The organism is Streptomyces sp. NPDC091412 (genome assembly GCF_044756885.1).
Lineage (GTDB): Bacteria > Actinomycetota > Actinomycetes > Streptomycetales > Streptomycetaceae > Streptomyces.
The window spans coordinates 141,167-158,659 of record NZ_JBIVTV010000012.1; the positions used below are offsets into that span (position 1 = coordinate 141,167).

Annotated in this window: 13 protein-coding genes and 1 pseudogene; 9 read left to right on the forward strand and 5 right to left on the reverse strand. The window is 74.7% G+C overall.

Going from position 1 to position 17,493, the window contains the following annotated elements; translation table 11 throughout:
* The first annotated feature begins 14 nt into the window (after positions 1-14).
* From ACIQMV_RS26200 to mug, 3 genes are read left to right on the forward strand one after another with little or no spacing between them, the layout of a single operon-like run.
* Positions 15-827, forward strand: a complete 813-nt coding sequence (locus tag ACIQMV_RS26200) for an SGNH/GDSL hydrolase family protein (RefSeq protein WP_402595943.1) — start codon at positions 15-17, stop codon at positions 825-827.
* 59 nt (positions 828-886) lie between these two features.
* The gene (gene purB / locus ACIQMV_RS26205) at positions 887-2,329 is read left to right on the forward strand and encodes an adenylosuccinate lyase (RefSeq protein ID WP_141363119.1); all 1,443 of its coding nucleotides are present in this window, start codon (positions 887-889) and stop codon (positions 2,327-2,329) included.
* On the forward strand, positions 2,326-2,874 hold the full coding sequence (gene mug, locus ACIQMV_RS26210; protein WP_402595996.1) for a G/U mismatch-specific DNA glycosylase: 549 nt from the start codon (positions 2,326-2,328) through the stop codon (positions 2,872-2,874). Before purB ends, mug begins: the two co-directional genes overlap by 4 nt.
* 8 nt (positions 2,875-2,882) lie before the next feature.
* On the opposite strand, the gene ACIQMV_RS26215 is transcribed toward mug, so the two are convergent.
* Complete coding sequence (locus ACIQMV_RS26215) at positions 2,883-3,326, reverse strand: hypothetical protein (RefSeq protein WP_402595944.1); 444 nt, start codon at positions 3,324-3,326, stop codon at positions 2,883-2,885.
* Between the two features lie 169 nt (positions 3,327-3,495).
* Here ACIQMV_RS26215 and ACIQMV_RS26220 point away from each other — a divergent pair, with 169 nt between their 5' ends.
* Positions 3,496-4,659: an ROK family transcriptional regulator gene (locus ACIQMV_RS26220; RefSeq protein WP_141363116.1), complete on the forward strand. Its 1,164-nt coding sequence runs from the start codon at positions 3,496-3,498 to the stop codon at positions 4,657-4,659.
* Between the two features lie 364 nt (positions 4,660-5,023).
* Here the strand turns inward: ACIQMV_RS26220 and ACIQMV_RS26225 are convergent, their stop codons facing one another.
* Positions 5,024-5,785 carry a GntR family transcriptional regulator gene (locus ACIQMV_RS26225; RefSeq protein WP_402595945.1) on the reverse strand — a complete coding sequence of 254 codons (762 nt, stop codon included), beginning with the start codon at positions 5,783-5,785 and terminating at the stop codon, positions 5,024-5,026.
* A gap of 292 nt (positions 5,786-6,077) precedes the next feature.
* Positions 6,078-6,959 carry an RNA polymerase sigma-70 factor gene (locus tag ACIQMV_RS26230; protein ID WP_402595946.1) on the reverse strand — a complete coding sequence of 294 codons (882 nt, stop codon included), beginning with the start codon at positions 6,957-6,959 and terminating at the stop codon, positions 6,078-6,080.
* A 179-nt stretch (positions 6,960-7,138) separates the two neighbouring features.
* Between ACIQMV_RS26230 and ACIQMV_RS26235 the strand changes: the two genes are divergently transcribed.
* The gene (locus ACIQMV_RS26235) at positions 7,139-7,969 is read left to right on the forward strand and encodes an alpha/beta fold hydrolase (RefSeq protein ID WP_402595947.1); all 831 of its coding nucleotides are present in this window, start codon (positions 7,139-7,141) and stop codon (positions 7,967-7,969) included.
* Positions 7,970-8,068: 99 nt separating this feature from the next.
* Here ACIQMV_RS26235 and ACIQMV_RS26240 read toward each other — a convergent pair.
* A pseudogene (locus tag ACIQMV_RS26240) lies at positions 8,069-8,911 on the reverse strand (DMT family transporter); the annotation flags it as partial.
* On the opposite strand from ACIQMV_RS26240, the gene ACIQMV_RS26245 reads away from it, so the two are divergent.
* The 4 genes from ACIQMV_RS26245 to ACIQMV_RS26260 all read left to right on the forward strand — a co-directional run bounded on the left by ACIQMV_RS26245 (position 8,902) and on the right by ACIQMV_RS26260 (position 16,170).
* On the forward strand, positions 8,902-10,341 hold the full coding sequence (locus ACIQMV_RS26245) for a PLP-dependent aminotransferase family protein (protein WP_402595948.1): 1,440 nt from the start codon (positions 8,902-8,904) through the stop codon (positions 10,339-10,341). The pseudogene ACIQMV_RS26240 and the gene ACIQMV_RS26245 overlap by 10 nt on opposite strands.
* A 169-nt stretch (positions 10,342-10,510) precedes the next feature.
* On the forward strand, positions 10,511-11,917 hold the full coding sequence (locus ACIQMV_RS26250; RefSeq protein ID WP_402595949.1) for an SWIM zinc finger family protein: 1,407 nt from the start codon (positions 10,511-10,513) through the stop codon (positions 11,915-11,917).
* Complete coding sequence (locus tag ACIQMV_RS26255) at positions 11,914-14,571, forward strand: DUF6493 family protein (RefSeq protein WP_402595950.1); 2,658 nt, start codon at positions 11,914-11,916, stop codon at positions 14,569-14,571. The genes ACIQMV_RS26250 and ACIQMV_RS26255 overlap by 4 nt, the downstream gene beginning before the upstream one ends.
* A gap of 162 nt (positions 14,572-14,733) precedes the next feature.
* A complete protein-coding gene (locus ACIQMV_RS26260; RefSeq protein WP_402595997.1) occupies positions 14,734-16,170 on the forward strand; it encodes a GNAT family N-acetyltransferase in 1,437 nt (478 codons plus the stop codon).
* A 66-nt stretch (positions 16,171-16,236) separates the two neighbouring features.
* On the opposite strand, the gene ACIQMV_RS26265 is transcribed toward ACIQMV_RS26260, so the two are convergent.
* Positions 16,237-17,454: a trans-sulfuration enzyme family protein gene (locus tag ACIQMV_RS26265; RefSeq protein ID WP_402595951.1), complete on the reverse strand. Its 1,218-nt coding sequence runs from the start codon at positions 17,452-17,454 to the stop codon at positions 16,237-16,239.
* Positions 17,455-17,493 lie beyond the last annotated feature (39 nt).

Genomic DNA, 17,493 nt, shown 5'->3' on the forward strand with positions numbered 1-17,493 from the left:
CCATCGCTCACGCCATGCAGACGAATCCCACGTACACCAGCCTGGTCGCGGTCGGCGACTCCTTCACCGAGGGCATGTCGGACCGGCTGCCCGACGGTTCGTACCGCGGCTGGGCGGACCTCCTCGCGGCGCGGATGGCCGCCCGCACGCCCGGCTTCCGGTACGCCAACCTCGCCGTGCGCGGCAAGCTCATCGGACAGATCGTCGACGAGCAGGTGGAGACGGCGGCGGCCATGCGGGCCGATGTCGTGACGCTGGTGGGCGGCCTCAACGACACGCTGCGGCCCAAGTGCGACATGGGCAGGGTCACGGGGCTGCTCACGGAGGCAGTGGAGCGGCTGGCCCCGTCGTGCGAGCGGCTGGTGCTGATGCGCAGCCCCGGCCGGCAGGGCCCCGTCCTGGAGCGCTTCCGGCCCCGCATGGAGGAGCTGTTCGCCTGCGTCGACGAGCTCGCCGAACGGCACGGCGCGCTCGTCGTCGACCTGTACGGGGCACCGTCGCTCGCCGACCCCCGGCTGTGGGACGTGGACCGGCTGCACCTGACCGCCGAGGGCCACCGCCGGGTCGCGGAGGCGGTGTGGCAGACGCTCGGCCACGAGCCCGAGGACGCCGAGTGGCGTACGCCCGTGCCGGCGACCGCGCGTCCGGACTGGCGCACCCGCAGGGTGGCGGACGCCCGCTTCGCCCGGCAGCATCTGCTGCCGTGGATAGGGCGGCGCCTGACCGGCCGTTCCTCGGGCGACGGCCGCCCCGCGAAGCGGCCCGAACTGCTGCCCTACGAGGACCCGGCGCAGCCGCCGACGGCGGCCGACGCGGAGCTCTCGTAGCTTCCCATGAACACCCCCGTGGCGCTGGCCTGCACGAATCGCCAGTAGAATCCGTTCACGTGACTTCAGCGCCCGCCAAGCCCCGCATCCCGAACGTCCTCGCCGGACGTTACGCCTCCGCCGAGCTCGCCACGCTCTGGTCGCCCGAGCAGAAGGTGAGGCTGGAGCGGCAGCTCTGGCTCGCCGTGCTGCGCGCCCAGAAGGACCTCGGCATCGAGGTGCCGGACGAGGCGATCGCCGACTACGAGCGGGTCCTCGACCAGGTCGACCTGGCCTCGATCGCGGAGCGCGAGAAAGTCACCCGGCACGATGTGAAGGCGCGGATCGAGGAGTTCAACGACCTCGCCGGGCACGAGCACGTGCACAAGGGCATGACCTCCCGCGACCTGACGGAGAACGTCGAGCAGCTGCAGATCCGGCTCTCGCTGGAGCTGGTGCGTGACCGTACGGTCGCCGTCCTCGCCCGGCTGGGCAGGCTGGCCGCCGAGTACGGCGAGCTGGTCATGGCCGGCCGCTCGCACAACGTCGCCGCGCAGGCGACCACCCTCGGCAAGCGTTTCGCGACCGCGGCGGACGAGCTGCTGGTGGCGCACGGACGGGTCGAGGAACTGCTGGGGCGCTACCCGCTGCGCGGTGTCAAGGGCCCGGTGGGCACGGCCCAGGACATGCTGGACCTGCTCGGGGGCGACGCCTCGAAGCTCGCGGAGCTGGAGCGGCGCGTCGCCGGGCACCTCGGCTTCTCGCGGGCGTTCACCTCGGTCGGCCAGGTCTACCCGCGCTCGCTGGACTACGAGGTCGTCACCGCGCTGGTGCAGCTGGCGGCGGCGCCCTCCTCGCTGGCGAAGACGATCCGGCTGATGGCCGGGCACGAGCTGGTCACCGAGGGCTTCAAGCCGGGCCAGGTCGGCTCCTCGGCGATGCCGCACAAGATGAACACCCGCTCCTGCGAGCGCGTCAACGGCCTGATGGTGATCCTGCGCGGCTACGCCTCGATGACCGGCGAGCTGGCGGGCGACCAGTGGAACGAGGGCGACGTGTCCTGCTCGGTGGTGCGCCGGGTCGCGCTGCCGGACGCGTTCTTCGCGCTGGACGGCCTGCTGGAGACGTTCCTGACGGTGCTCGACGAGTTCGGCGCCTTCCCCGCGGTGATCGCCCGCGAGCTGGACCGCTACCTGCCGTTCCTGGCCACGACCAAGGTGCTGATGGGCGCCGTGCGGGCCGGGGTCGGCCGCGAGGTCGCCCACGAGGCGATCAAGGAGAACGCCGTCGCGACCGCGCTCGCCATGCGCGAGCAGGGCGCCGAGCGCAACGACCTGCTCGACAAGCTGGCCGCCGACGACCGCCTCCCGCTCGACCGCGCGGGGCTGGACGCGCTGATGGCCGACAAGCTGTCCTTCACCGGTGCGGCGGCCGATCAGGTCGGCGCGGTCGTGGGCCGGATCGAGGAGATCGTGAAGCAGCGCCCGGAGGCCGCCTCCTACGCGCCGGGGGCGATCCTCTGACCCGTTTCACCCCGGCGGAGCTCCAGGCCGCCCGCGACCGTCCGGTCCCGGATGTCGTCGCGGACGGCCTGAGGGTTCTGTTCTGCGGCATCAACCCCGGTCTGATGACGGCCGCGACCGGCCACCACTTCGCACGGCCGGGCAACCGGTTCTGGCCGGTGCTGCACCGGTCGGGGTTCACCCCGAGGCTGATGAAGCCCGCGGAGCAGGGCGAGTTGCTGTCGTACGGGCTGGGCATCACGAACGTCGTGGCGCGGCCGACGGCCCGGGCGCAGGAGCTGACGCCCCTGGAGTACCGGGAGGGCGGACGGCTCCTGGCCCTGAAGGTGGCGCGGCTGCGGCCGAGGTGGCTGGCCGTGGTGGGTGTCACCGCCTACCGGGCGGCGTTCGGCGACCGCGCCGCCCGAGTGGGGCCGCAGGAACGGACGTTCGGCGAGACGCGGGTGTGGGTGCTGCCCAATCCGAGCGGGTTGAACGCGCATTGGACGGCCGAGACGATGGCTGAGGAGTTCGCGCGGCTGAGGGTGGCCGCGGAGACGTCGTAGCGGGCGGGTCACGGCGGATCGACGTCGGTGACGACCGCAAGGAGCTGGAAGGGCAGCTCCTGGCCCCACTGGGAGACCCCGAGCGCTATCCACCGGCCGCTCTCCTGCGCCCTCCACAGCTGGACGTCCGGTACGTGCCCGCTGAGCGAGGCCCACGGCTCGGGCACGTCCTCACCCGCCAGGGTCCGTTCGAGCACGCTGTACAGGCTGAACACCTGCGGCGGGCCCCAGCGTCCGGTGAGCCGCTCCCCCAGTCCGTCCCGGTCGAGTTCGTACTGCCCCGCCGTCGCCTCCCGCCGGCTGCCGTCGTCCTCCCAGAAGTCGTCGCTCGTCTCCAACTCGGCCATCCGGTAACCGGGTCCGGCCGTGCCGAGGGCCGTCCGGGTGCGCCGAGCGGGATACTCCCCGCAGCGCAGCCGGTCGATGACGGCGAGAGCCTTCGCGATGTCCATGTGCTCCAGTAAAGCGGCCCCCACTGACAACTGGCGGGGCGTCAGCGACCGCACCCCCGGGCGGGCGGCGCTCCGCCGGGCGCGCGCTCGCGCCGTCCCCGGCGCTCGCTGCCCCGGCCCGTGCCGAGTACGATCCGCCCAACACGCGCACGAGCTGGGAGGACGGACGGTGGGGCGGCTGACCGGCGGGGATCCCTCGCTGCTGCGAAGGATCAACTCCGCGGTGGTGCTGCACGCGCTGCGTGCCACGGACTGTGCGACGCTCACGGAGATCACCCGGGTGACGGGGCTGTCCCGGCCGACGGTCGAGGGCGTCGTGGAGGGCCTGATCGAGGCGGGACTCGTCGTCGAGACGGCGGCCGAGGAGGGTGCCGCACGACGGCAGGGACGGCCCGCGCGCCGGTTCCGGTTCCGGGCCGAGGCCGGGCACCTGCTGGGCCTGGAGATCGGCGCGCACCGGGTCGCCGCGCTGCTGGCCGATCTGGACGGCCGTGTGGTGGGCGCCCAGGCCAAGGACGTGGAGGAGACCGCCGAGGCGGACGAGCGGCTGGAGCGGCTGCGCGGCGCGGTCGCCGAACTGCTGCGCAGGGCCGGTGTCCCGCGCAGTTCGCTGCGGGCCGTAGGGGTCGGCACGCCCGGGATCGTCGAGGCGGACGGCACGGTACGGCTGGGCACCGCGCTGCCCGGGTGGACCGGCCTGCACCTGGGTGAACGGCTGAGCCGTTCGTTCAAGTGCCCTGTGCTCGTCGAGAACGACGCCAACGCGGCGGCGGTGGCCGAGCACTGGAAGGGCGCCGCCACCGAGTCCGACGACATGGTCTTCGTACTGGCGGGGCTGAGCCCGGGTGCCGGTTCGCTCATCGGCGGGCGGCTGCACCGCGGGTTCGGCGGGGCCGCCGGGGAGATCGGCGCGCTGCACCTGCTGGGCCGGGAGGCGACCCCCGAGACGCTGCTGTCGACGACGGACCAGCCGCTGCACCCGCTGGACGAGCGGGCGGTGGCCGACGTCTTCGCACTGGCCCGCCGGGGTGACCGGCGGGCCGGCGCGGCCGTCGAGCGGTTCATTCAGCGGCTCGTCCACGATGTGGCGGCGCTGGTGCTGGCCCTGGACCCGGAACTGGTCGTCATCGGCGGCTGGGCGGCCGGGCTGGACGGCGTGCTGGAACCATTGCGGCGCGAACTGGACCGCTACTGCCTGCGGCCGCCCAAGGTCACCCTGTCGATGCTCGGCGAGGCGGCCGTGGCGACGGGCGCGCTCCGGCTGGCCCTCGACCACGTCGAGGAGCAGCTGTTCGCGGTGGAGGGCACGGTGACGGCGCGCCGGTCCCCGTGAGGGGTCGCCGTAGGGGGGTGTGGCCCGGCTTCTTCCGGTGACGGGCCGCCGGACCCGGTGACAAGCCGCCGGACTCGGTGACGGCCGGCCTGCTGGTCCCCATCGGGGGCCGCTGTGAAGGGGCCGCCCTGAGTCGTCGCCAGGAGGTCCACTCCTCCCGGCGACGACTGACCGTTCCCGATGACGAGCCGTCGCCGTCAGTGGCTCCGCGGTGAGGGGTCCGGGGGCCACCCTCCCGGTGATGACCAACCCGTCCCGGTGCCGGCCCGGTCCTTCCCGTGACGCCAGGCCGTCCGCCGTGACGGCCTGCCGCCGAGGGCGGGTAACGCCGGCCAGGGGACCTGCCGGCCGGAAGACCGGCCGGCTAGGAGGCCCGCTGGTGGGGGCCGTGGTGTATCTCCACGCCGCCCGAGTCCCCGAAGGTCAGCCGGCAGGTGTCGGCGCGGTAGGTGGCGACGGAGATCGCGGCCGTGCGTCCCCGGGCGACGAAGCGGGTGGTGACGACGAGTACGGGGGCGCCGGGCAGCCGGTCCAGTTCCTTGGCGTCGTCCGCGCGGGCCGAGCCCAGTTCGACCGAGCGGTCCTGGCCCTCCAGCTCGAGGCGGCGCAGCTCACGCAGCACGGCACGCGCGCGTGCCGGCCCGGACGGCGCGTCTATCGCGCTCAGGTCGGGCACCGATCCGTCCGGAACGTAGAGCAGTTCGGCGGCGACCGGCTGACCGTTGCTCATCCGGGACCTGCGCACCATGTGCACGGACTCCTCGTGGCCGGTCTCCAGGGCGTCGGCGACCGTGGCCGGCGGGACGGCCAGGGTGCAGTCGACGCTCTGCCAGGCGTCACCGGCCGCTCCCGGCCAGGCGTGCTGCTCGGTGCCGACGGCCACGCCCACGCGTGGCGGCGCGACGGTCGTACCCACGCCACGGCGGCGCTGCAGCCGTCCCTCCAGCTCCAGCTGCTCCAGCGCCTGGCGCAGCGTGGCGCGGGCCACGCCGAAGCGGGCGGCGAGCTCCCGTTCGTTGGGCAGGATCTCGCCCACCGAGAACTCGGAGTCCAGTGCCTCGCTGAGCACTGTCCTGAGATGCCAGTACTTCGGCTCCGGCACCGATTCCAGCTGCGTGGTCCCCACCCTGTCCTCCGCAATCGCCGTGGTCCGGCCGCGTTTTAGCGCCCTTGTTTATTAAAGGTTGTTGTACTTATCTGCGACGATAAGGCGGCCCCCACCCTTGGTCAAGACCAATCCTCGTTCCCTCGGACGGCGCACAGACACCTGTCGCACGGTGTTCACGACCCGTTCGCACGGGGCCGTATTTCCGGACATCACGCCGCGGCCCCCGCCATCCGGGACGGGGCCGTGGCAGCCGCGCAGACGTCTGGGGCCGGGGGCCGCGGCAGCCGTGCGGGCGTCGGGGCCGGGAGGCTCAGGCGGCCAGGGACCGCAGCTTGTCGGGGTTGCGGACGACGTAGACGGTCTGGACACGCCCGTCGGTCACGTCCAGTTGGAAGACGCTGTCGGGCGCGCCCCCGGACAGGATCAGCACGGCCGGGCCGCCGTTGACCTCCAGGAAGCGGACGGACGGATCCAGGATGCCCCTGTGCGCCACGCCGACCAGGAAGCGGCCCACCTTGTCGGCGCTCTCCAGGACCCGCAGCGGCGCCCTGGCCTTGCCGCCGCTGTCGCCCACCAGGCGGGCGTCGGGCGCGAGCAGCGACATCAACCCGTCCAGGTCGCCGCCCGCCGCGGCGGCCAGGAACCGCTCGGTGAGGTCGCGCCGCTGGTCGGGGTCGACCTCGTAGCGCGACCGCCGTTCGCCCACGTGCCTGCGGGCCCGGCCGGCCAGTTGGCGCACCGCGGGCTCGCCGCGGTCGAGCAGGGCGGCGATCTCCGCGTACGGATAACCGAAGGCCTCTCTCAGGACGAACACCGCGCGTTCGAGGGGCGACAGCGTCTCCAGGACGACCAGCACGGCGAGCGACACGGAGTCGGCGAGGACGGCCCGCTCCTCCGTGTCCGGGACGGTCTGCGCGAGATCCGTGACCAGCGGTTCCGGCAGCCAGGGGCCGACGTACGACTCGCCGCGCGCCTTGATCCGGCGGAGCCGGTCGATGGCGAGCCGGGTGGTCACCCTCACCAGGTAGCCGCGCGGCTCGCGCACGGCACCCCGGTCGGCGGTGGACCAGCGCAACCAGGCTTCCTGGAGCACGTCCTCGGCGTCCGCCACGCGCCCGAGCATGCGGTAGGCGACACCCATGAGGGCGGGGCGGTGCTCTTCGAAGGCTTCGGTCCCGGTATCGGTGGTCACGCCCTCATCCCAGCCGACGTCCGGAGTCCGTGTCCAGGCGCACCGGGCCGGGGGCGCCGTGGCCGCGGAGGGGCGCCGGCGTTTCGGGGTTCGCCTCAGACCTGGGGGCTACCCGTCGGTAGCAATTGCTGACAGTCTGTCTACCGTCGTTGTCGGCGATTCCCGCACGAGGAGCATCCATGTCCGCCACCGTCTCCTTCGAGGTTCCCTCCGCGCACGGCCCGCGGACCGTGACCCTCTCCTACGCGCGCGTGGGCGGCGGCGAGCCGCTGCTCCTGCTGCACGGCATCGGACACCACCGCCAGGCCTGGGACCCGGTGGTCCACCTGCTCGCGGCCGAACGCGAGGTGATCACCGTGGACCTGCCGGGCTTCGGGGCCTCCCCCGCGCTGCCGGAAGGGCTCCGGCACGACCTGCCCACGATGAACGTGGTGCTGGGCGCCCTGTGCGAGGCACTCGAGATAGAACGGCCCCATGTGGCCGGCAACTCCCTGGGCGGCCTGCTGGCCCTGGAACTCGGCCGCGAGAAGCTCGTACGGTCCGTCACCGCCCTGGCCCCGGCGGGGTTCTGGACGCAGGCCGAGCGCCGTTACGCCTTCGGCGTGCTGCGGACGATGCGCACGCTCGCCCGGCGGATGCCGCTGCCACTGGTCGAGCGGCTCTCACGGACGGCGGCCGGCCGCACCGTCCTGACCAGCACCATCTACGCCCACCCGGCCCGCCGTTCGCCCGAGGCCGTGGTGGCCGAGACGCTCGCCCTGGCAGGGGCGGACGGATTCGAGGAGACCCTCCGGGCGGGCGTCGGCGTCCACTTCACCGACGTCCTGTCCGACATCCCCGTCACCGTCGCCTGGGGCACCAGGGACCGGCTGCTGGTGCGGCGTCAGGGAGTGCGCGCCAAGCAGATCATCCCCAAGGCCCGGCTCGTGCGTCTGCCCGGCTGCGGGCACGTCCCCATGAACGACGACCCGGCCCTGGTCGCGCGCGTCCTCCTGGACGGCAGCCGCTGACCGCCGCCGGCGTCCGGCCGGCCTCGACGCCCCTGCCCCCAGCGCGACTCCCGCGCCCACCAGGGCGCTGCCCAGGGCCTGGACCGCCCCGTACGAGCCGGCGCCGACGATCGGCGCGGTGCAGGCGGCCGCCACGGGGATGAGCCCGGAGAAGAGCGTGGCGCGCTCGGCGCCGATCCGCTGCACGCCCATGTACCAGCACACGAAACCGACGACGGTGACGACGGCCGCCTGCCACAGCAACGCGGCGGCCTCGGCCGCGTCCGTACGCCTGAGCCAGTCGCCGCCGAGGACGGCCCCGGCCACCGCCGACTCCAGGGCCGCCAGCCCGCACACGACGGCGGACAGCAGCCGGGGCCCGAGCGGGCGCAGCACGGGCACCGCGAGGACAGCGAAGCCGACCTCGCCGGCCAGCGCGCAGGCGGAGAAGGTGATTCCGGTGCCGTCGGTCCGGCCCCAGCCCTGCACGGTGACGGCCCCGGCGGCGACCAGAAGGGCACCGTGGAGGACCGTCCGCCGGGGCCGGCGTCCCTCCAGTACGGGAACGACGACCGCCACCACCACGGGGGCGCAGCCCACGAAGACCCCCGGTACCGCCGGCTCGGCGCTGCGTTCGGCGGCGAGCACGGCCAGGTTGAAGCCGACCATGCCGACCGCCGCGAGCAGCGCGAGCCTGACCCACTGGCGGGGTGTGAGCCGCCGCAGCCGGGCCGGTGCGTCCCGCCCGGCGAGCGGCAGGAGCAGCAGGCAGGCCAGGCCGTAGCGCAGGAACTGGCCGCCCGCGTACGGGTAGTGGCCGAGGACGCTGTTGGCGGTGAAGGACGCCCCGACGAGGACGCAGGCGAGCGCGGCGAGCAGGGTGCCGCGCGCGGGGGTGGCGTTCATGGCAGCGACGCTAGGAGGCGCGGCGGTCCGGTTTAAGGTCCACTTCCATGACGTCATCGGGGACCAATCCGGGCGGACTCACCGGCTCGGCCGCCTGGGAACTGCTCCTTCCGGCCGCCTCCGCCCCGGCACGCGCGCGTGGCCGCTCTCTGCGGGCCGCGCTGCGCGAAGCGGTCCGCTCGGGGCGGCTCGCGGCGGGCACACGGCTGCCCTCCAGCCGGGACCTCGCCGCGGACCTGGGCGTCTCGCGCGGGCTGGTCACGGAGGCGTACGAGCAGTTGACGGCGGAGGGCTACCTCCGCAGCGGCCGGGGTGCGGGGACCTGGGTGGGCGACGCCGTCCGGGGCGCACGCACGCGTGCGTGTGACCTCGCTCCCCGCTCCCCCGGCGCCCGCGCGGACTTCGTGCCCGGCACCCCGGACCTGTCGCTGTTCCCACGGACCGCCTGGGCGGCCACGCACCGCTCCGTGCTGACGGACCTGCCGCACCACGACCTCGGCTACCCCGACCCACGCGGACTGCCCCGGCTGCGCACGGCGCTGGCCGAACTGCTGACCCGGCGCCGGGGCGTGGTCGCGGACCCGGAGCGGATCGTGGTCGTCTCGGGGGTGGCCCAGGCGAGCGCTCTGGTCGGCTCGGCGCTGCACGCGCGCGGGATGCGCACCGTGGGCGTCGAGGATCCCGGCAGCCCCGAGCACAGCGCCCTGTACGCCTCGGCCGGAGTCGGCACCGTCCCGCTGCCCCTGGACGCGGAGGGTCCGGCCGTCGGCCCGCTGCTCCGGTCCGGAGTACGGGCCGTCGTGACGACACCGGCCCACCAGTTCCCGACCGGCATCGCCTGCTCCGCCCGGCGCCGCGCCGAACTCCTCGACTGGGCGCGGGCGGTGGACGGCATCGTCTTCGAGGACGACTACGACGGCGACTTCCGCTACGACCGCGCCCCGGTGGGCGCCCTCCAGGGTCTGGATCCGGAGCGCGTCGCCTACGCCGGGTCGGTCAGCAAGTCCCTCGCCCCGGGTCTGCGGCTGGGCTGGCTGCTCCTGCCCGACTCGCTGGCCGACGAGGTCGTCGAGCGCAAGCGGACCATGGACCTCGGCCATCCGACGGTCGACCAGGCGGTGTTCGCGCGGTTCGTCGAGCGCGGCGACTACGACCGGCAGTTGCGCCGGTGCCAGCGCGCCTACCGCGAACGACGCGACGCGCTCGTCGCCGCCCTGGACGAGCACTTTCCCGGGGCGCGCCTGTCCGGGATCGCCGCGGGCCTGCACCTCATCGCCGCGCTGCCCGGCCGGTACGCCCCCGAGGAGCGCTTCCTCGCCCGCATGGCCGAGGCCCGCGTCGCGGTGCGCGCCCTGTCGGCGTACCGGCACGCGGATGCCGCCGGCTCCGGCCACGACGGCGTGCGCCTCGTTCTCGGCTACTCCCACCTCTCCCCCGCCCGGATCCGGGCGGGGGTGCGGCTGATGGCGGAGGCGGCCGGCGCCTGACCTCCGCCGGACCGGGAGGCGCGTGCCGGGCCCGGCGGGCGAGTCCCGCCTCGGCGGCCCACGGCCCGCTGCCGAAAAGGGTGCCGCGACCAGGTCGCAACTCCCGGTCCGAGAAGGGGGTTTCCGCAGGTCACGGCCGATTGTCAGTGGTCGCCCCTACGGTTTTTCCATGACGCGATCCTTGCAGGCCGTGGCCTATTCCCGACCCTCCGTGCTGGAGCCCGCCACGGGCGGACGGCGCCTGGGACTCGAGACGTCCCGGGGTGCGACGCCCTCGGGAATCCAGGACCATCCGCGGTTCTTCTCAGGCTTCCTGACGGCTCCTCAGGTGGCGTCCGCCGGGCTGCTGGCGGTGGCGGACGTGGCGGCCGCCCGCTACTACCAGCCGCAGTTGCGTGCCTCCCTCGACCCGGTGGTGACGGGGAACGGCGACCGGCTGCGCTTCGAGTCCTTCTCCGGCTGCTGCGGGGTGTACGCGCGCCTGGACGTGCTGCGCCCGGGCCTGGACGGTGGCGAGGTGGGGCACGGCACGACGAACGTCGACGTCAACAACCCGCTGCGCGAGGCGCTGTCCCGGATCGGCTCGGACGATCCGCTGCATATGCGGGTGGGTCCGGAGGAGCTGGCCGTGACCACCGTGGACGGCCCCGTGGTGGAGAAGAAGGTGCCGCTGCCGGACCGTTGGCTGCGCGGGTTCGCGGAGGCCCAGGTCATGGCCGCCGGATTCGATCTGCGGGCCGAGCTGCCGGCGGCCGAGGCCGTGCGGTTCCTGCGGTCGCTGCCGCGGAGCGGGCCGCGGGGTGCCGGGGGCGGTCCGCGGTGGGTGGTTCCGGCGGGTCGCGCGCTGCGGCCGACCACCCGGCCCGTGCCGGGCGCGGTCTGCCTGCCCGGGCCCGAGCGGCTCGCCGCTCTCCAGCGGGTGCTGCGGCATGCCACCGCCCTGCGCGTCTACGGCCCGGCGGTCGCGGGCGCCGCCGCCACGGCCAGTGCCTGGGAGGCGGTCCTGCCGGGCATGCGGCTCACGCTGACGCTGTCGCCCGACGCCTCGCGCGGGTTCTCCGGCGAGGGCGGGGTGCTGGACGCGCTCGCCACCGACGAGGCGGCCGAGGACGCGGAGCTGATCGCGGTGCTGCTGGCCTGGGAGCCCCGCGTCGACGTCGCCGACCTCGCCGCCGCCTCCGGGCTCGCCCCGGAGCGGGTCCGCGCGGCGCTGGTCCGGCTCGGCACCTCGGGCCGGGTCGGATACGACACCGCGGAGGCGGCGTACTTCCACCGGGAGCTGCCCTACGACGCGGATCGCGCCGAGCGGCACAACCCGCGCCTGCGGGCCGCCCGTTCCCTCGTCGCCGCGGGAGCGGTCGCCCTGGACGGTGCCCTGGCGACGGTGACGGCCGAGGACGGCCACGCGCACCGGGTGCGCGAGGACAAGGGCGTGCTCAGTTGCAGTTGCCAGTGGTGGGCGAAGTACCGGGGCGGGCGCGGGCCGTGCAAGCACGCGCTGGCGGTGCGGATGGCGCGGCGGAGCGCCGCCGTGGTGGAGCGGGACCTGGCACGAGTCGACGGGGGTGCGCGATGACAACGCTGACGGAGGCGGTGCGAGCCGGGCGGACGGCCGAGGCGGTCGGTCTGCTGGACGCGATGACCGACACTGAACGCCGGGCTTTCTTCCCGGAGCTGAAGGCGCTGCGCAAGGAGCTGAGGGCGACGCGCTGGGACGGGCCGTCCCGCCGCGCGTATCCGGCGCTGTACGTGGCCGGGGTGGCGTGCCAGACGGGCGCGGCCGGCGTGGCGAGCTGGATCTCGGCCGCCGACATGCGCTGGCCGGGGGTCTCCCCCGCGGTGCTGCTCCGCGTCCTCGCCGGCCGGGAGACCGACTGGCTCGCCGATCTGGCGAACCGGCTCGCCCAGCGGCCCGCCACCGCGCAGGTGCCCTACGAGCTGATGTCCGCCCTGGTGCGTCTGGCGGGCTGCCCGGTGCCGACGACCGACGCCTATGTGCGGGGCTGGGTGCGGCAGGTCGGCGGCAACTGGCGGCGAGGCGACACCTTGCTGGAGAGGCTGCGTACGGACCCGCACCTCGTGCCGCTCGTGGCCGCGCTCTTCGAGGTGAACGACATCGGCGGCCTGCTGGAATGGGCGGCCGACGAGGGACCCGCCAGCTGGCACGGCGCCCTCGCACAGCTCACCGCGGAGGGGCCGCTCGACCGGAGGGCCACGGTCGACGCCTGTGTGGCCCGCCTGCTGCGGGGTGGCACGAACGCCGACCACCGGGCGTTCCTGCGGGTACTGACATCCCTGGCACTCACGCGCGAGGAGCAGCGGGAGCGGGTGGCCGACTGGGGGGCGCTGGCCTCGGACGCGGTGTCTCCGGTGGCGTCGCACGCCCAGTCGGCGCTCGGGACCCTGGCCCTGGAAGGTCAGTTGACGCACCGTCACCTGGCGGACGTGTCGGAGGCGGTGCTGTTCCGGCCGGAGCGCAAGCTGGTGCGGGCGCAGCTCGTGCTGCTGGGCAAGGTGCTCGCCCGGGACGCCGGGGCGGCGGACGAGCTGCTGCCCGCCGTCGCGCAGGCCTTCGGGCACGAGGACGCCGGTGTGCAGGAGCGGGCACTCAAGCTCGCCCAGCGGCATGTGAAGAAGGTCCGCTCCGCCGAAGTGCGCGTCGAACTCGCCTCGGCCGCCGATGTGTTGATCCCGCCGTTGCGCGCTCAGGCGGTCGCGTCGCTGGGCGCGGCACCGGCGGAGGTGGCCCCGGCGTACGAGGAGGTGCTCCCCCTGGTTCCCGAGCCGGCACGTCTCGCGCCCGCGGCGGCCTCCGTCGTCGAGCTCGCCGAGGAGGTGGGGGCCGCGCTGGCGTCCGACACCGGCGTGACCGGCTTCGAACGCGCCCTGGACGGGCTGGTGCGCCACGCCCACCGCGACCGGGACGCCCTGCTGGAGGCGCTGGAACCGGTGGTCTCCCGCCGATGGTGGGACGGCGCCGATCCGTTCCACGACCTGCGGATGGACCATCAATTCGGCGACGCCCGGGGCGGCTTCGACGGGTTCGCGGGCCTGGATCTGCTGCTCATCACGCTGCGGGGAAAGCTGAGCACCGCCAGGCTGCACGCCGCGATCCGGCCGGGGGCACCGCATCGGACCTGCGTGCACGGAGCGCTCTCCCGGGCCTTCGACGCCCGCCTGTGGGAGGTGGCGTACCGGATCCGCACGGATCCCCTGCCGTTCCTGCTCTCGACGCCCACCTGGAGCACGGGCCTGCTGGAGCCGGACGAGCTGGTGGAGCGGCTCGACGCGTACCGGCGCCTGGGGGCGCGCGTGTCGGCCGCCGACTTCGCGCAGGCGCTGCTGCGGGTGCGGCGCGGGGACCGTCCGGCGGCAGCGGCCGCGGCGGAGCGGGCGGCGGCCCTCGGTACGACGGAGGGGAGGCGACTCGCCCGCTGGCTGACCGCCGGCGCTCCCGTGCTGCCCGCGATGCGGCGCCGCGCATCGGGGCCGCACATACTGGCGGAGTCCGGTGAGCTTCCCGCATGGCAAGAGGACCTCCCCGACGCCTTCCGCGCACTGGGGAGGCCGTCCAGCGCCTTCGCGCAAAGCCGGTACTGCGCCCACTGGAGCGGCTCCGCGCACCCCCACTGGCTGGCCGTGCTGCCCGAACTGCGTGAACTGGTGGCCGTGCGGATCCTCCGGGACCTGTCCGCCGTGGCCGTGGACGACAGCCGGGGCGCGGCCTCCGTCCTTCCGCTGCTCGCCGAGTCCGGCGGCGAGGCGGGCGAGGCGACGCACCTGTGCGTGGCGTACGGACTGGGCGCCCGGCACCCCGAGGACCGGCTGGCCGCCGTGGACGCGCTGCTCGTCCTCGCCGCGCGCGGACAGCTGGACGCCACCCGCCTCGGCGCGGACCTCGGTGAGCTGGTGCGGCTCGGTGCGGTGAAGCCGCTGCGGCTGGCGGAGTCGCTGCGCACGGCCGCTTCCACCGGGGCGTACGCCACCGTGTGGGGCCTGCTCGGCCACGCGTTGCCGCCGCTGCTCTCCGACCTCGCCGCCGACGGACCGGCCGGTCCGGTGCGAGGGCTCGGTGATCTGCTGGCCGTCGCGGCCGAATGCGCCGAGCGGTCCGGTGCGCGGGGCGACCTGCCGCACCTGGCACGGGCGGCGGACCGGCGCGGCTCGTCGCGCCTGGTCGTGGAGGCCCGCCGGCTGCGCGGCGCGCTGGCCATGGAGGTGGCCGCCTGATCCGGCGCCCGCCGGGCTCACCCCTGGGAACAGCCGCCGGAGACAACCGCGAAAAACAACTACGAAAGGTGCGAATATTGCTTTACTCATCGGTCACAGCGCGTTCGTGATCACGCAACACCGTTCCGTCACAGTGGCCGTATGACTCGAGAAGTGTCGAACATGACGTGGGCGAAGCACGGTCGCCGGGCGCATCACTGGCGGCGGGACCTGGTCGAACTGGCCGCGCTCTTCACGGCTGTCGCCGTGGCCGACGGGGTGGCGAACCTGATCGGTCACGGCCCCGACGGTCCGGCCCTGCTGGTGATCTCGGCGATCGCGCTGGTGGCCACGGCGGCCTTCCACACCTGGTGGGCGCGGCGCCACGGTCACGCACCGCCCGGGGACGATACCGGCACCCGGCCACTCGCCACCCAGCAGGCCGGGCCGTCCGCCGTCGGCCTCGCGGCGGCCGAAGCGGCGCCGGGCGACCGCACGCTGTGGCGGATGCGGACGACCGTGCGGGACGCGCCCGGTTCGCTGGCCTCGCTCTGCTCGGCGCTGGCGGCCCGGCACGTGGACATCCTGAGCCTGCAGACGCATCCGCTGGCCGAGGGCACGGTGGACGAGTTCCTGCTGCGCGCTCCCCGCGGGCTCGAGGCGTCCGGCATCACCCGGGCGGTCACACTGGCCGGCGGTGCCGACACATGGATCGAGCGGGCGGACGCGCACGACCTGGTGGACACGCCGACACGGGTTCTCGGCCTGGCCGCGCGCACGGCGCTCGACGCGGCGGAACTCCCGCTGGCGCTGCGGCAGTTGCTGGGGCGGTGCACCATCCGTTCACTGCCGCACCCGTCGGCGGCGGCCGGGGACCTGCAGGAGGTGCCGGCCGAGGGGATACTCGCGGACACCGTGATGCGGCTGCGGGCGCCGGCGGGCGGGACGATCACCGTGGAGCGGCCGTATCTGCCCTTCACGCCCACCGAGTTCGCGCGGGCGCGCGCCCTGGTGGAGCTGGACACCCGACTCGGACCGCGCATTCCGCGCGGCCAGGACGTGCTGACGCTGCCCGAGGGCGAGGCGATCACCGTGCGCAGGGCCGACACCGGCGACCTCGCGGCGGCCAGGGCGATGCAGGCGCGCTGCTCGGCGCGCACCCTCGGCCTGCGCTACCACGGGCCGGTCGGCGACGCCGACCGCTATCTCGACCACCTGCTGAGCCCGCGGTTCGGCCGCACACTGGCCGCGCGGACCGCCTCCGGGCGGATCGTCGGCCTCGGTCATCTGCTGTGGGACGGCGACGAGACGGAGGTCGCGCTGCTCGTCGAGGACGCCTGGCAGCGCCGCGGTGTCGGCGGCGAACTGCTGGGCCGGCTGGTGGCGATGGCCGTCGAGGCGGGCTGCGCGACCGTGTACGCCGTGACGCAGGCGGCCAACACCGGCATGGTCGCCGCCATGCGGGGCCTGGGCCTGCCGCTCGACTTCCAGATCGAGGAGGGCACCCTGGTCATCACGGCCCGGCTGGACGCGACCCCGGTGGCCTCCCGGCTGCCGTACGACGCCGAGCGGGCACAGGCCGAGCAGACACAGGCCGAGTGGTCCCGCCTGCGGGACTGAGCGGCGGCTCCGGGGGCCCGCGGCCAGGCACAGGGTCCGGCCGCGCGCCCTCCGGGCCGGCCTCAGTCAGCTCATCGCCTGGTGCAGCCCCTTCACTTGCGGCTGTCCCGGCCGCGCCCCCAGCGCCCGGTCCAGGTCCGCCCACAGGTCCTCGACGTCCTCCAGGCCCACCGACATCCGCAGCAGCCGGTCGCCGACCCCCGCGCCCCGCCGGTCGTCCGCGTCGACGATGCGGTGGCTGATGGACGCCGGGTGCTGGATCAGGGTGTCGACGCTGCCGAGGCTCACGGCCGGCGTGATCAGGCCGACGCCGCCGATGACGGCGTGCGGGTCGCCGTGCACCTCGAAGGAGACCATGGCACCGCCGATGGACGGGTAGTGCACCCGGGCGACGCGGGGGTCGTCCGCCAGGCGGGCGGCCAGTTCCGCCGCGGTGGCGGAGGCGGCCCGCACCCGGACCGGAAGCGTGGACAGCCCGCGCAGCAGCAGATAGCCGGCGAGCGGGTGCAGCACCCCGCCGGTGGCGAACCGCACCTGCCGCAGCCGTCCGGCCAGTTCCTCGTCGCAGGCCACCACGCCCGCCATCACGTCGCCGTGGCCACCCAGGTACTTGGTGGCGCTGTGCAGCACCAGTCGGGCGCCCTGCTCGGCCGGGCGTTGCAGGACGGGGGTGGCGAAGGTGTTGTCGACGAGGAGCGGCACGGAGCCGCAGGCGTGGGCGACGGCCCGCAGGTCCACCTCGGCGAGCGTCGGGTTCGCCGGTGTCTCGACCATGACCAGGCCGGTGTCCGGGCGCAGCGCGTCGGTGATCCCGGCCGGGTCGGTCCAGGTCACCTCGGTACCGAGCAGCCCGGCGGTGAGCAGGTGGTCGCTGCAGCCGTACAGCGGGCGCACGGCGACGACGTGCCGCAGGCCCATGGCGGACCGGACGAGGAGCACCGCGCTCAGCGCGGCCATGCCGCTGGCGAACGCCACCGCGGCCTCGGTGCCCTCCAGCCGGGCCAGGGCGGTCTCGAAGCGGGCGACGGTGGGGTTGCCGAGCCGTCCGTAGACCGGGGTGCCGTCGAGTTCGGCGCCGTCGGTGGCGAAGGCGTCGATGCGGGCGGCCTCGGCGCGGCTGTCGTAGGAGGGGTAGGTGGTGGACAGGTCGATCGGCGGGGCGTGCAGTCCCTGCCGGGCGAGGTCGTCACGGCCGGCGTGCACCGCCTCGGTGGCCAGTGCTCTGGGTGCGGGGCGTACGTCGTCGTACGCGGGCGTGCTCGCGGAGTCCAAGGGCGTGTCCATGACCGAAGGGTGAACAGCGGCCGGGATCGCGGGGCCGAG